A 13,313-nucleotide genomic window follows, 5' to 3' on the forward strand; every position below is an offset into this window, starting at 1 on the left:
AGCTTAAAAGTAAAAAGGGGAGTTTGACTTTGCTTCCTTCTCCGTAAGGAGAGAAAACGAATGCTAATGTGGTCAGTGGACCGCTTGTGCGTTGGTGCTACCCCTACTGCCAGTTCCTATATCTAAAGTGTAGTCTTTGTACTCTAAACATAGCTGCTACATGTACGAATAGAGAGAAACAGTATGTAGAACCCACGTGGGCTTGCCCCGTGGAGAAGTCAGACATTTGATGTGAGTAAAGTCTATCAAGGTACTGCTTCTAAACAAATAATTGTTGCAAGTGACATCTTTATATGGATGGATCACGAAGAAAAGGATAAAGAATATCTATTGTTCTTAACAAAAGACAAAGATGAAGTGTTCGTACCTGTTCATTTCTCTTGGGGAAAAGTTCCTATAAAGGATGGGAAAGTAGAACATTTTTACCCAGACGATGATCGAGCGTACTATGAAAGTTACATGGAAGAACAATCGACCACATCTGATTATAGAGTATATTATAGTAACAGGGACTTAATAATATATTTGGTTATTTGTTTGCTAGTTATCATTAGTTACTATGTTGTTTTTAATTTTAGTGACTTATTGAATAGGTTTGGCGCAGTTTGTCAAAAAGTAATAAATAGTGGGAAAAGCGCTATGAACAAGCTTATTAAACCATGGATTCAATTAAGCTTGCCAAACAAATTGATCATAACGATCGTTACCATACTAATTCTGTCCATATCCATTTTCATTTCAGTCTTGCCTGAACCTAAAAAATATGGGGATTGTGATCAGTATTTTTGGAGTAAAGGTAAAATAGAATCATGTAGGAGTCAGTTTATGGGAGGTAATCATCAAATGTTTGATTATGAAAATACGTATCAAATGAAGCTGGATGGTGGGCGGTTTGAGGCGCCTAATATGCGTGAGTGAGGTGTGAAATTTATGAAGCAAGCAATAAAAATGCTCAGGATTTTTCTGAGCATTTTTAAATACTAATTTATCATTTGGTTGTGAAATATATATGTATCGTAATCCAAAAAGCAAACTACACGAGTGATACAAATTAGCCTTTCTTAATTCTCTTGTCTGCAAGTTCCTGTACAAAAGCTTGTGTTTCCGCAACACTTAATTGCCCTTTTTGTTTAAGCATATCATAGAGTGATTTCAGTTCATCATATTTCTCAATATCATAGTCCTCTGGATCCATGATGGACCGATTTACAACTTGAAGCATGGTTGCCATTTCATTAATTATTACCTCTAAATTTTCTTGTGTTGGCTCGTTCAAACTCATTATAAACACTCCTCATTTTACTATAATTCATTGAATCCTTCTAAGTCCTTATCCTTTATGATAAAATAAATAAGTTGAATTGCAAATTTTTTTTATAATTTATTATGTTTTGTATGTAAAAAGAGTAGGAAAATGTGAGCAATGAATGGTGATAGACTACTCAACTTTTTAAAATATATATGTATGATAATAGGAGAATGCTTATGTTCCTAAAACAATTAGACACAGTTGGATTTAAATCGTTTGCTGAACGAGTAACTGTCGATTTTGTACCTGGTGTAACAGCTGTTGTTGGACCAAATGGTAGTGGTAAAAGTAATATTACAGATGCTATTCGTTGGGTTCTAGGAGAACAATCTGCCAAATCTTTAAGAGGTTCCAAAATGGAAGATATAATTTTTCAAGGAAGTGATTCTAGAAAACCTTTAAACGTAGCAGAAGTAACCCTTACTTTAGATAATACGGATCAAATGCTACCAGTTGATTATGAAGAAGTTAGTGTAACTAGAAGGGTGTACCGTTCAGGTGATAGTGAATTCTTATTAAATAAACAACCTTGTCGTTTAAAAGACATTATTGACTTGTTTTTAGATTCGGGTTTAGGAAGAGAAGCTTTCTCGATAATTAGTCAAGGGAAAGTGGAGGAGATTTTAAGTTCAAAAGCGGAAGAACGAAGAACGATCTTTGAAGAAGCAGCTGGTGTTTTGAAGTATAAAAACCGTAAGAAAAAGGCTGAGTACAAGCTTGCGGAAACGCAAGAGAATCTCAATAGAGTCGAAGATATTATTCACGAAATAGAGAACCAGTTAGATCCACTAAAGCAACAGGCAGCAACAGCGAAAGACTATTTAGCCAAAAAAGATGAATTGAAAGAAAAAGAAATTTCTTTGTTGATCACGGAAATAGAGCATCTACATAAAGATTGGACAACACTATTAGAGGAGCTTGAAGGTGAAAAACGCGAGGAAATACAATTAAAAACGAGGATACAACAGCAAGAAGCAAATGTAGAGCATGATAAGAGTAAAATGAAGGAATTAGATGATTCCATAGAGTTATTACAACAGGATTTGTTAGTTTTAACACAGGAATTAGAAAAACTAGAAGGTACAAAAAAATTGATTAGTGAGCGTTCTATGCATTTTGAATCCAACAAAGCAAAATTGGAGATGGATAGAACGGCATACCGAAGTAGAATTACGAAGTTTGAACATGACCATGTTCAAGAGCTTGAGAAGCTTAATAAGGCAAAAGAAAAGCGAGATTATACGAAAAGAAGCATTTTAAATTTGAAAGAAGAATTATCGACTACGGAAGAAGATATAGAGGAACAAATTGAAGAGTTAAAAAGTGAATATATTGAGCGCTTAAATCAGCAAGCAGCACATCGGAACGAACGACAATCTATTGAAAAACAGTTAGCACAAATAGGTACAAAAAAAGATAGTCAAGATACAAAATTTCAAGATATGGCAAACGCAAGAGAGAAAGTGGAATCAGAATTACAAGCTTTACAGTTGTTGCTTAAAGAAAAGCAAGAAACAAGTCAACAATTACAAGACAACTTGCATCAATTAAAGCAAGAAATTGATAAAGGAAAAGATAAATATCAGGAATTACAAACAAAGCTTTATCAAGGGTACCAATACATTGAAAAAATGAAATCGAAAAAGGAAATGCTTGAAGATATGAAGGAAGACTTCCAAGGTTTCTTTCAAGGTGTTAAAGAAGTATTAAAAGCTAGAGAAGAAAATGTACTTCAAGATATTCATGGAGCGGTCATTGAGTTGCTGGATGTTCCAACAAGTTATATTACCGCTATTGAAACCGCGCTTGGAGGACAAGCGCAGCATGTTGTCGTAAAAGATGAAGCTGTTGCTAGACATACGATTCTTTGGTTGAAGAAGACGAACAAAGGCCGAGCTACGTTTCTTCCTATGACAGCAATGAAAGGGAAGTTTATTTCAAAAGATCAGTTGCAGAACGTTACCAACCACACTGGGTACATTGGAGTAGCGTCAGATCTGATCACGTTTAACTCGAAATATGACAATGTAATGAAGTACCTTCTTGGAAATGTTGTCATTGCGGAAACTCTTAAAGATGCGAATGAAATTGCTATTAAGTTAAGTAGACGATTTCGTGTGGTTACCTTAGAAGGAGATGTAGTAAACCCAGGTGGTTCTATGTCAGGTGGGGCACAGAAGAAAACGAATCAATCGCTATTTACTAGAGAGAAAGACCTCCAGGAAATGGTGCAAAAGATAGAAGAGTATGAGACGAAAGCAATTGAATTTGAGTCAAAAGTAAAATCGCATAAACAGTTGATTGATGAGAAAGAGCGTAACTTAGAGAAGATGCGAATCGATATGCAACATGCTCAACAGGAAGAACAAGACGTTAAGTCTAAGATGACGGAAAAAGAATTAAATATTTCGCACTTGAACGATAACTTGCGCGCATACGATCAAGATAAGCTTCAGTATGAATCAGATTATTTAGGGTTAAAAGAAAGAGCTAATCAATTAGAAGAATCATTAACCGAAATGAAGAAGGAACTTGAAGAAATCCAAATTACGATTGATCAGCTAACACGAAAGCATGCTGAACATAAGCAAAATAAAGATCAGATACAAGAAACTATCCATCAATTAGAAATCACCTTGGCTGAACAAGAAGCCCAAGTGAAAAATTATAATGAAAAAGTCGAAAGTTTAAAGTCTGTATTGGATGAAACTCGTCAATCATTACAAGAGAAGGAAGAACAATTAAATCAGTTGCTTGAAATTCATCATAATGGAGATACAGAAGAAGAGATTGACGAAAAACTTCAAGAGAAACAGCAGGAAAAAGATCGGACGACCCAATTAATTCAAACACGCCGACAAGAAAGAATGAAACAGACGCAGCGGATTACGGATGTTGAGCGAGAACTGAAAGAGCAAAATAGAATACATCAATCAATGATTTATGCTTTACAAGATAAAGAGGTGAAAGCAAATCGATTAGATGTAGAGTTGGAAAATAGGCTGCAACATTTACAAAGCGAATATCTGATCACTTTTGAAAAAGCACAAAAAGATTATGAAAAAGTCACAGATATGGAGTCAGCCAAACGAGAAGTGAAGTTGTTAAAGCTGTCGATGGATGAATTAGGTACGGTTAACCTTGGTGCGATTGAAGAATACGAACGGATTGCAGAACGTTATGAATTCCTAACCGAGCAGCAAACAGATTTGGTGCAAGCCAAAGAAACACTATATGGAGTTATATCTGAAATGGATGAAGAGATGAAGCGTAAGTTTGAAAGTACCTTCTACCAAATAAAAGAAGAATTTACAGTTGTGTTCCAACAACTTTTTGGTGGGGGAAGAGCTGAACTTAAGTTAACAGACCCTGAGAACTTATTAGATACTGGAGTTGAAATAATTGCACAACCTCCAGGGAAGAAGTCACAACATCTGGGCCTATTATCAGGTGGAGAGCGGGCACTAACAGCGATTGCGTTGTTGTTCGCAATCTTGCGAGTAAGACCAGTACCATTTTGTGTGCTTGATGAAGTAGAAGCAGCTCTAGATGATGCCAATGTAAATCGATTTGCGCGTTATTTAAAGCATTATAGTGAAAAAACGCAATTTATCGTTATCACACATAGAAAAGGTACAATGGAAGAAGCCGATGTGCTTTACGGGGTAACGATGCAAGAGTCCGGTGTTTCTAGGTTAGTATCTGTAAAACTAGAAGATACACCAGAATTAGTTAAGGCCTAATTTACTTACCAAACTAATACGATAATTATTGGTGATAGAGAAAGGGAGATACGATGAGTTTTTTTAAGAAATTAAAAGATAAATTTACTGGTAGTGATAACGAAAGTCCAGAGGTTTCTGATAAATACAAAGAAGGTTTATCGAAAACTAGGAATTCATTTTCAAGTAAAATTAATGATTTGGTTGCAAGATACAGAAAAGTAGATGAAGATTTCTTTGAGGACCTTGAAGAAATCTTAATCTCAGCCGATGTTGGTGTTGCTACAGTTATGGATCTGATCGATGAACTTAAAATGGAAGTGAAACGCCAAAATATTAAAGATACAAAAGAAGTAAAAGAAGTAATCTCTGAAAAACTGGTAGAAATATATTATGGAGAAGATGATGAGTCTGTTGAAGAATTAAATATGAAAGATGGTGAGCTTTCAGTTGTATTATTTGTAGGTGTAAATGGTGTTGGGAAAACAACAACGATAGGAAAGTTGGCTCATAAATTAAAAGAAGAAGGTAAAAAGGTTGTATTAGCTGCTGGAGATACATTCCGAGCAGGTGCGATTGAACAATTAGAAGTATGGGGCGAGCGCGTTGGTGTTGAAGTAATAAAGCATAACGCTGGTAGTGATCCTGCAGCAGTTATTTACGATGGAGTACAAGCTGCTAAATCACGTAATGCTGATGTATTATTATGTGATACGGCAGGTAGGTTACAAAATAAAGTGAATCTAATGAATGAACTTTCTAAGGTGAAGCGTGTTATTGAAAGAGAAATTCCAGGTGCTCCGCACGAAGTTTTATTAGTATTAGACGCTACAACAGGTCAAAATGCAATGAGCCAAGCAAAAACCTTTTCAGCATCTACGGATGTTACAGGAATTGTCTTAACCAAGCTAGATGGAACGGCTAAAGGTGGGATTGTATTAGCCATTCGAAATGAATTGCAGATCCCTGTTAAGTTTGTCGGCTTAGGTGAAAAAGTGAATGATTTACAATCCTTTGATGCGCAAGCATTTGTTTATGGGCTTTTTGCGGACATGCTTGAGGAGGAACAAGAATAATTCCTTGACAGACTGATGGTTATTCAGATAGTATTTTTATTGTAAAGGCATTTCACTTAACAAGGGGTGCTCGCTTTGTTAGAAAAAACTACCCGAATTAATTTTTTATTAGATTTCTATCAGGAATTGTTAACACCGAAGCAACGAAATTATATGGAATTGTACTACTTGGAGGACTATTCGTTAGGAGAAATCTCTGAAACGTTTAACGTTTCTAGACAAGCCGTCTATGATAATATTCGGCGTACCGAATCTATGTTAGAGGCTTACGAAAAGAAATTAAGGTTATACGATAAATTTCAACAGCGTCAAGATCTCATCCGACAAATGGAAGGAAAATTAGTACAGCAGGACACGACCAACTTCAGTTCCTTTATACAAGCATTAAAAGAATTAGATTAGGAGGCGAGTTTTATGGCATTTGAAGGTTTAGCCGACCGCCTACAAAACACAATTAAAAAAATTACGGGCAAAGGTAAAGTATCAGAGCAAGATGTTAAAGAAATGACACGTGAAGTTCGTCTTGCTTTATTAGAAGCAGATGTTAACTTCAAAGTAGTAAAAGATTTTATAAAACGTGTAAAAGAACGTGCCATTGGGCAAGAAGTGATGGAAAGCTTAACACCAGGCCAACAGGTTATTAAAGTGGTTAAAGAAGAACTCACAAACTTAATGGGTGGCGAACAAAGTAAAATTGCAGTAGCGGATCGGCCTCCGACAGTCATTATGATGGTCGGCTTGCAAGGTGCTGGTAAAACAACAACTACAGGTAAACTTGCTAATTTGCTACGAAAGAAATACAATCGAAATCCTTTACTTGTAGCTGCAGACGTGTATCGTCCTGCGGCAATCAATCAATTGCAGACCCTTGGAAAACAACTCAGTATGCCAGTGTTTTCATTAGGCACAGATGCAAATCCTGTTGATATCGCAAATCAGGCAATTGAACAAGCGAAAGCAGACCATAATGACTATGTCATTATTGATACAGCTGGTCGATTGCATGTGGACGAGGCATTAATGGGTGAATTAAAGCAAATAAAGGCTGATGTGAAGCCGAATGAAGTATTTTTAGTTGTAGATGCCATGACAGGTCAAGACGCTGTTAACGTGGCTGAAAGCTTTAATGAGCAGTTAGATATAACTGGAGTAGTCTTAACGAAACTAGATGGTGACACTCGTGGTGGTGCTGCTTTATCTATTAAAGCTGTAACAGATAAACCAATAAAATTCGCTGGTATGGGTGAAAAGTTAGATGAATTAGAAGCATTCCACCCTGAAAGAATGGCATCTAGAATTCTGGGTATGGGTGATGTTCTTTCCCTTATCGAAAAAGCACAAGAGAATGTCGATGAGAAGAGAGCAAAAGAGCTAGAAGAAAAAATGCGTACCGCTTCTTTTACATTTGACGATTTCCTGGAGCAAATGGGACAGGTCCGTAATATGGGTCCAATTGAGGATCTTATCGGTATGTTACCAGGAGCAAACAAAATGAAAGGGTTGAAAAATGTTCAACTTGATGAGAAGCAAATCTCACATGTGGAAGCAATTATTCAATCGATGACCAAAAAAGAACGCCAAGATCCTAGCCTAATGAATGCTAGTCGTAAAAAACGTATAGCAAAAGGATCTGGTAGGTCTGTGACAGAAGTCAACAGACTCTTAAAGCAATTTGATGAAATGAAGAAAATGATGAAACAAATGAGCAATATGCAAGGTGGAAAGAAGGGTAAAAAGGGTAAAGGATTTAATTTTCCATTCATGTAATGGAAAAACACTTTACAGACATTTAAACTTCTGATACAATCTAAACTTGTGTAAAACATTTATTTGGAGGTGCGAACTCATGGCAGTAAAAATTCGCCTAAAGCGTATGGGATCTAAAAGAAATCCTTTTTATCGTGTAGTAGTAGCTGATTCACGTTCTCCTCGTGACGGACGTATTATCGAGCAAATTGGCACATACAATCCGGTAGCAAACCCGGTTGAAGTGAAATTAGATGAAGAAAAGGCACTTGATTGGATGACAAAAGGTGCAAAACCAAGCGACACGGTAAGAAACTTGTTTTCAACTGAAGGCATCATGAAGAAATTCCACGACTCAAAAAATCAAAAGTAAAGTAGTGTGATATCATGAAAGCCTTGATCGAAACAATAGTAACACCATTGGTTGATTATCCTGATGATATTGTTGTAACAGAAAATGAAGAAGAACATAAAATTGTTTATCATTTAACTGTTAATCCAGATGATGTAGGGAAAGTAATTGGCAAAAATGGTAGAATTGCCAAAGCAATTCGAACTGTTGTTTATGCGGCAGGATCAGATACGAAAAAACGTATCTATCTTGATATTATGTAAGATGGTAAAACAGAACGGCAGGCTTATTACACTCATATGTGTAAAAAAGCCTGTGTGCCTTGCATCGTTTCGTCATTAGACAAATCGGTGCATCTGTACATAAGGTAAAAGGGGAGAGGGAAACCTTTTCCCTTTTTACTATCTATAAAAAGTTAGTGTAGTTTCTTGTTGTTTATTAAAGAAGGCAACATACTAATGTCACGATTAATATGGTCTTCTATAGTAGAGAGTGTGGTTTCATGAAAATTATAAAGAAGATACCAGTAAAGCAAGTACTCACAGAAAAAAGTAAAGAAAGATTAAAACGTAATTTTCAAAATAATAAAAAGCAACTTGAACAAGAGTGTCAACAACTTCTGTTTGAGCAAAAGAAACTTCAAAATAAACAAGGTGTATCAAAAGACGAAGTATATAAACGTTTTCAGTCTGAGATTCAAAAAAGAAAAGATAAAATGAAAAGCATTGACTTTCATTTGGAACAGTTGAACATACTACCACTAGGTAGTGAAATTACAGAGGATGAAGTTGAAGCTCTTGTTGAAGTTGCAGAAGGAACCAACTGGGACGAAATCAAAAGAGATAAGGAAATCATTGTACAAGATGGTATTGTGATTCAAATTAAATAGCAGGTGAATAATATGGATGATAAATTATACAACGTTGGAAAAATAGTAAATACACATGGAATTAAAGGTGAAGTAAAAGTAATTCGTATTACTGACTTTGAAGAACGCTTTCAAAAAGGACAACAACTTTTTTTTGTAGGAAAAGGGTCTAATGAGGTTATAGCCTTAACAGTTGCTGCTCATAGAAAACATAAGAATTTTGATTTGCTTCAATTTGAATCTTACAATTCAATAAATGAAGTAGAGCCATTTAAAGAAGGTATGTTAAAAGTCCATCACGATCAAATGGAGCCCTTAGATGAAGGTAATTACTACTATCATGAAATTATTGGGTGTAAGGTTGTAACGCAGGATGGAGACGAACTAGGTGTAATTAAAGAGATCTTAGCTCCTGGAGCAAATGATGTATGGGTAGTAAAACGTGATAATCAAAAAGATTTGCTCGTTCCTTATATTGAGGATATTGTCAAATCTGTTAATGTTAAAGAAAAGATGATTGTCATTGAGCCAATGGAAGGATTGTTAGAGTAATGCGTGTGGACATACTGACTTTATTTCCTGAAATGTTTGAAGGTGTTTTTCAGTCTTCTATATTGAATAAAGCCCATCAGTCTGGAGCTTTTGATTATAATTATGTGAATTTTAGAAATTACACGGAAAACAAGCATAATAAAGTCGATGATTATCCTTATGGTGGTGGTGCAGGTATGGTATTAACACCACAACCTATTTTTGATGCAGTGGAAGATCTCACCACAAAAATGGAGAAAGAGCCTCGTATCGTACTTATGTGTCCTCAAGGAGAACCGTACACACAGAAAAAGGCATTAGAATTAGCAAAAGAAGAACACTTAGTCTTTATTTGTGGACATTATGAAGGATATGACGAACGGATCAGGCAACATCTAGTCACTGATGAAATATCTATAGGAGATTATGTTTTAACTGGTGGCGAGTTAGGTGCTATGGTTGTTATTGATAGTGTAGTAAGGTTACTACCTGGTGTCTTAGGCAATGAATCTTCCGCTCCCGAAGATTCCTTTTCACAAGGTTTACTAGAGCATCCGCATTATACAAGACCTGCGGACTTCCGAGGTATGAAAGTACCCGAGGTATTGATGTCTGGAAACCATGCGAAAATAGAAGAATGGAGACAGCGGGAGTCACTAAAGAGAACCTTTGATCGACGGAAGGATCTATTAAAAGATTATCCTTTTTCTGATAAACAATTAGAATGGTTAAAAAGTTTTACAGAAAGTTAATTTTTGGTTGAATAAGTAAGCTATTTATGGTATATTAATTTTTGTGCTTAAGATAAGCTTAAGCCGTATAAACGATGTTCCGCTTTCTTACTTAATTATTGATATGAGCATTGGTTTGGAAGGAGTGTGACAGGATGCAAAAACTAATCGAAGAAGTAACAAAAGAACAACTTCGTACTGATCATCCTGATTTCCGTCCTGGTGATACTGTAAAGGTACACGTGAAGGTTGTCGAAGGTAACCGCGAGCGTATCCAGGTATTCGAAGGCGTAGTAATCAAGCGTCAAAACGGCGGAATCAGTGAAACTTTCACTGTACGTAAGATTTCTTACGGTGTTGGTGTTGAACGTACTTTCCCAGTACATTCACCGCGCCTAGATAAGATTGAAGTAAGCCGTCGTGGTAAAGTACGTCGTGCTAAACTTTACTACTTACGTGAACTACGTGGTAAAGCTGCGCGTATTAAAGAAGTTCGATAATGAATGTGAAAGGAGCTTGCATTGTCAAGCTCCTTTTTTCTACTTTTATTTTTAACGTACATATCATACATTTGTTTTAAATATCGGTGAAATGAACAATAATAGATATGAGACTGTGATAGACTCGGAGGGGAAGCGGATGACCCAAAAGAAAAACGAATGGTTTGATTGGATCAAAGCACTAGTAGTTGCTGGTCTTCTTGCTTTTGTAATACGTATGTTTGTCTTTGCACCTATTATCGTTGAAGGACCGTCAATGCTGCCAACTCTAGAAGATGAAGATCATATGATTGTGAATAAATTTAGTTATCTACTTGGCGATCCAGACAGGTTTGATATTGTTGTTTTTCATGCTACATCAGAAAAGGATTATATTAAACGTGTCATTGGTTTACCTGGAGAAACGGTGGAGGTCAAGGACGATACACTGTTCATAAATGGCGAAAAGGTAGAAGAAAAATTTCTAGAAGAAAAGAAAAAAGAATTAGCGAATAACCAAGTATATACGTTTGATTTTACGTTAGAAGATATACCTGGTGCGTCTCTAACTATTCCTGATGATCACATCTTGGTATTAGGTGATAATAGAACAAATTCTACAGATAGTAGGTTGTTGGGTCTTATCTCTTACGATCAACTAGTTGGTAAAACTAGTTTCATTTATTGGCCGCTTGATCGTATAGGAATCATAAAAGAATAGGATGATAATATGACGATTCAATGGTTTCCTGGACATATGGCTAAAGCCAAAAGACAAGTACAAGAAAAGTTGAAACTTGTTGACTTTGTTATTGAGCTTGTAGATGCCAGAGCTCCAGAGTCTTCACAAAATCCAATGCTCCATCAAGTTTTACAAGAAAAACCAAAGATGATAGTGTTAATGAAAAAGGACTTAGCTGATCCAATCCAAACAGAAGCTTGGATACAGACATATAAAACTAAAGATATACCAGCAATAGCAGTTGATGTCCAACAAAAGCAAGACATCCAACAAGTGATTTCTTTGGCAAAAGAAATGGGTAAAGCGAAACTTGAAAAGATGATCAAGAAAGGAATACGTCCACGTCCGGCAAGAGCTATGATCATTGGTATTCCAAACGTAGGTAAATCTACATTGATCAATCGGCTAGCGAATAAAAAGATAGCGAAGACAGGTGATCGACCGGGAGTTACAACGAGTCAACAATGGATTAAAGTGAAAAAGGATTTTGAGTTATTAGATACACCAGGTATTTTGTGGCCAAAGTTTGAAGATCAGCAAGTTGGCTATCGGTTGGCTGCCATTGGTACGATCAAAGACCAAATTCTATCCTTACAGGATATTGCAGCTTTTGCCATTACCTATTTACAACAACATTATCCAGCGATATTAGAATCTCGTTTTCAAATTTCACATAATCAAGAGGATATGGCTGAAATATTTGAAGAAATAGGCAGACTCAGAGGGTGTCTAGAAAGTGGCGGAAAAATCAACTATGAAAAGACAGCGGATATCATTATAAGGGATTTACGATCTGGTAGAATAGGACGCGTTACACTTGAAAAACCAGCATAAAAAGAAGGCATTCCTTGCGAGTGCCTTTATTTTTTTGTGGGAAGGAATGGTATGTTAAAGCAAATAAGCTTAATTTGGCTAGGCCATTTCCGATATAATAATATAGAGGGAGTTGTTACAGGTGGGGAAACAATTAACGATTTCAGAAATTAATAGTTACTTAAATAGTCAACAAGAGATATCAGAAAATGAATTAGAGCAATTAAAGTTAGATAAACGAACAGGTGTGCAAAAACTATTAGAACGTTATGAGCGGAATAAAGAAAAACAACAAAAAATGCGCCAGAAGTTTAATGCGATGTTAACGTATGAGCAAACCCAATATGATCTAGGTAATACGATGATTGCCGGTATTGATGAAGCAGGTCGCGGGCCATTAGCTGGTCCCGTAGTAGCGGCATCTGTCATTTTACATAAAGATTTTTACTTACCTGGACTAAATGATTCCAAACAGCTTAGTAAGAAGGCTAGAGAGGCATACTACGACATTATAACTAACGAATCAATTGCATACGGTGTTGGACTTATTCATAGTTCAGAAATTGATCAAATCAATATATTTAACGCCACAAAAAAGGCAATGAAAACATCCATTCACCAACTTGGAATTTTGCCAGATCATGTATTAATCGACGCAGTCCAACTAGATTCGTTACCATGTACATCTGAGTCTATTATCAAAGGTGACCAGAAGAGTATTTCAATTGCTGCAGCAAGCATTCTTGCGAAAGTGACACGGGATAGATTTATGATGGAATTACATAATAAATATCCACAATACAATTTTGCATCCAATATGGGCTACGGTACGAAAGAACATATGCAAGCGTTGAACGAACATGGTGTTACCGAATACCATAGAAAATCATTTTCACCAGTTGGAGAGTTGGCTAAAGCATAAGTAGGTGAGGAGTTAGCCTTTA

Annotated in this window: 15 protein-coding genes; 14 read left to right on the top strand and 1 reads right to left on the bottom strand. The window is 36.2% G+C overall.

Annotation, left to right across the window (positions count from 1 at the left end; all coding sequences use genetic code 11):
* Positions 1–231: 231 nt before the first annotated feature.
* Entirely contained in the window at positions 232–918 is a 687-nt protein-coding gene (locus NYQ66_RS01700; RefSeq protein WP_259866182.1) for a hypothetical protein, read from the top strand.
* 133 nt (positions 919–1,051) lie between these two features.
* On the opposite strand, the gene NYQ66_RS01705 is transcribed toward NYQ66_RS01700, so the two are convergent.
* A complete protein-coding gene (locus tag NYQ66_RS01705; RefSeq protein WP_259866184.1) occupies positions 1,052–1,282 on the bottom strand; it encodes a DUF1128 domain-containing protein in 231 nt (76 codons plus the stop codon).
* A 203-nt stretch (positions 1,283–1,485) separates the two neighbouring features.
* Here NYQ66_RS01705 and smc point away from each other — a divergent pair, with 203 nt between their 5' ends.
* From smc to NYQ66_RS01770, 13 genes are all read left to right on the top strand, one after another.
* A complete protein-coding gene (gene smc, locus NYQ66_RS01710) occupies positions 1,486–5,052 on the top strand; it encodes a chromosome segregation protein SMC (RefSeq protein ID WP_259866186.1) in 3,567 nt (1,188 codons plus the stop codon).
* Between the two features lie 53 nt (positions 5,053–5,105).
* On the top strand, positions 5,106–6,107 hold the full coding sequence (gene ftsY, locus NYQ66_RS01715; protein ID WP_259866188.1) for a signal recognition particle-docking protein FtsY: 1,002 nt from the start codon (positions 5,106–5,108) through the stop codon (positions 6,105–6,107).
* Between the two features lie 75 nt (positions 6,108–6,182).
* Positions 6,183–6,509: a putative DNA-binding protein gene (locus NYQ66_RS01720; RefSeq protein ID WP_259866191.1), complete on the top strand. Its 327-nt coding sequence runs from the start codon at positions 6,183–6,185 to the stop codon at positions 6,507–6,509.
* Between the two features lie 12 nt (positions 6,510–6,521).
* On the top strand, positions 6,522–7,874 hold the full coding sequence (gene ffh, locus NYQ66_RS01725) for a signal recognition particle protein (RefSeq protein WP_259866193.1): 1,353 nt from the start codon (positions 6,522–6,524) through the stop codon (positions 7,872–7,874).
* Positions 7,875–7,953: 79 nt separating this feature from the next.
* A complete protein-coding gene (gene rpsP / locus NYQ66_RS01730; RefSeq protein ID WP_259866195.1) occupies positions 7,954–8,226 on the top strand; it encodes a 30S ribosomal protein S16 in 273 nt (90 codons plus the stop codon).
* A 14-nt stretch (positions 8,227–8,240) separates the two neighbouring features.
* The gene (locus NYQ66_RS01735) at positions 8,241–8,468 is read left to right on the top strand and encodes a KH domain-containing protein (RefSeq protein WP_259866197.1); all 228 of its coding nucleotides are present in this window, start codon (positions 8,241–8,243) and stop codon (positions 8,466–8,468) included.
* A gap of 239 nt (positions 8,469–8,707) precedes the next feature.
* A complete protein-coding gene (locus NYQ66_RS01740) occupies positions 8,708–9,094 on the top strand; it encodes a YlqD family protein (protein WP_259866199.1) in 387 nt (128 codons plus the stop codon).
* Positions 9,095–9,106: 12 nt separating this feature from the next.
* Positions 9,107–9,625, top strand: a complete 519-nt coding sequence (gene rimM / locus NYQ66_RS01745; protein WP_259866201.1) for a ribosome maturation factor RimM — start codon at positions 9,107–9,109, stop codon at positions 9,623–9,625.
* Positions 9,625–10,356 (top strand): tRNA (guanosine(37)-N1)-methyltransferase TrmD, encoded by a 732-nt coding sequence (gene trmD / locus NYQ66_RS01750; RefSeq protein WP_259866203.1) that lies wholly within the window; start codon positions 9,625–9,627, stop codon positions 10,354–10,356. The genes rimM and trmD overlap by 1 nt, the downstream gene beginning before the upstream one ends.
* Positions 10,357–10,490: 134 nt before the next feature.
* Entirely contained in the window at positions 10,491–10,835 is a 345-nt protein-coding gene (rplS, locus tag NYQ66_RS01755; RefSeq protein WP_259866205.1) for a 50S ribosomal protein L19, read from the top strand.
* 139 nt (positions 10,836–10,974) lie between these two features.
* Complete coding sequence (lepB, locus tag NYQ66_RS01760; RefSeq protein WP_259866206.1) at positions 10,975–11,535, top strand: signal peptidase I; 561 nt, start codon at positions 10,975–10,977, stop codon at positions 11,533–11,535.
* 9 nt (positions 11,536–11,544) lie between these two features.
* Positions 11,545–12,390: a ribosome biogenesis GTPase YlqF gene (gene ylqF, locus NYQ66_RS01765; protein ID WP_259866208.1), complete on the top strand. Its 846-nt coding sequence runs from the start codon at positions 11,545–11,547 to the stop codon at positions 12,388–12,390.
* A 121-nt stretch (positions 12,391–12,511) separates the two neighbouring features.
* Positions 12,512–13,291 carry a ribonuclease HII gene (locus tag NYQ66_RS01770; RefSeq protein WP_259866210.1) on the top strand — a complete coding sequence of 260 codons (780 nt, stop codon included), beginning with the start codon at positions 12,512–12,514 and terminating at the stop codon, positions 13,289–13,291.
* Positions 13,292–13,313 lie beyond the last annotated feature (22 nt).

Source organism: Aquibacillus koreensis, assembly GCF_025154055.1.
GTDB classification, from domain to species: Bacteria; Bacillota; Bacilli; order Bacillales; family Amphibacillaceae; genus Aquibacillus_C; species Aquibacillus_C koreensis.

Bases quoted from the DNA above. Each gene is read 5' to 3' on its own strand.
- NYQ66_RS01705 (WP_259866184.1), bottom strand. From the start codon at position 1,282: ATGAGTTTGAACGAGCCAACACAAGAAAATTTAGAGGTAATAATTAAT.
- smc (WP_259866186.1), top strand. From the start codon at position 1,486: ATGTTCCTAAAACAATTAGACACAGTTGGATTTAAATCGTTTGCTGAA.
- ftsY (WP_259866188.1), top strand. From the start codon at position 5,106: ATGAGTTTTTTTAAGAAATTAAAAGATAAATTTACTGGTAGTGATAAC.
- ffh (WP_259866193.1), top strand. From the start codon at position 6,522: ATGGCATTTGAAGGTTTAGCCGACCGCCTACAAAACACAATTAAAAAA.
- rpsP (WP_259866195.1), top strand. From the start codon at position 7,954: ATGGCAGTAAAAATTCGCCTAAAGCGTATGGGATCTAAAAGAAATCCT.
- NYQ66_RS01735 (WP_259866197.1), top strand. From the start codon at position 8,241: ATGAAAGCCTTGATCGAAACAATAGTAACACCATTGGTTGATTATCCT.
- NYQ66_RS01740 (WP_259866199.1), top strand. From the start codon at position 8,708: ATGAAAATTATAAAGAAGATACCAGTAAAGCAAGTACTCACAGAAAAA.
- rimM (WP_259866201.1), top strand. From the start codon at position 9,107: ATGGATGATAAATTATACAACGTTGGAAAAATAGTAAATACACATGGA.
- trmD (WP_259866203.1), top strand. From the start codon at position 9,625: ATGCGTGTGGACATACTGACTTTATTTCCTGAAATGTTTGAAGGTGTT.
- rplS (WP_259866205.1), top strand. From the start codon at position 10,491: ATGCAAAAACTAATCGAAGAAGTAACAAAAGAACAACTTCGTACTGAT.
- lepB (WP_259866206.1), top strand. From the start codon at position 10,975: ATGACCCAAAAGAAAAACGAATGGTTTGATTGGATCAAAGCACTAGTA.
- ylqF (WP_259866208.1), top strand. From the start codon at position 11,545: ATGACGATTCAATGGTTTCCTGGACATATGGCTAAAGCCAAAAGACAA.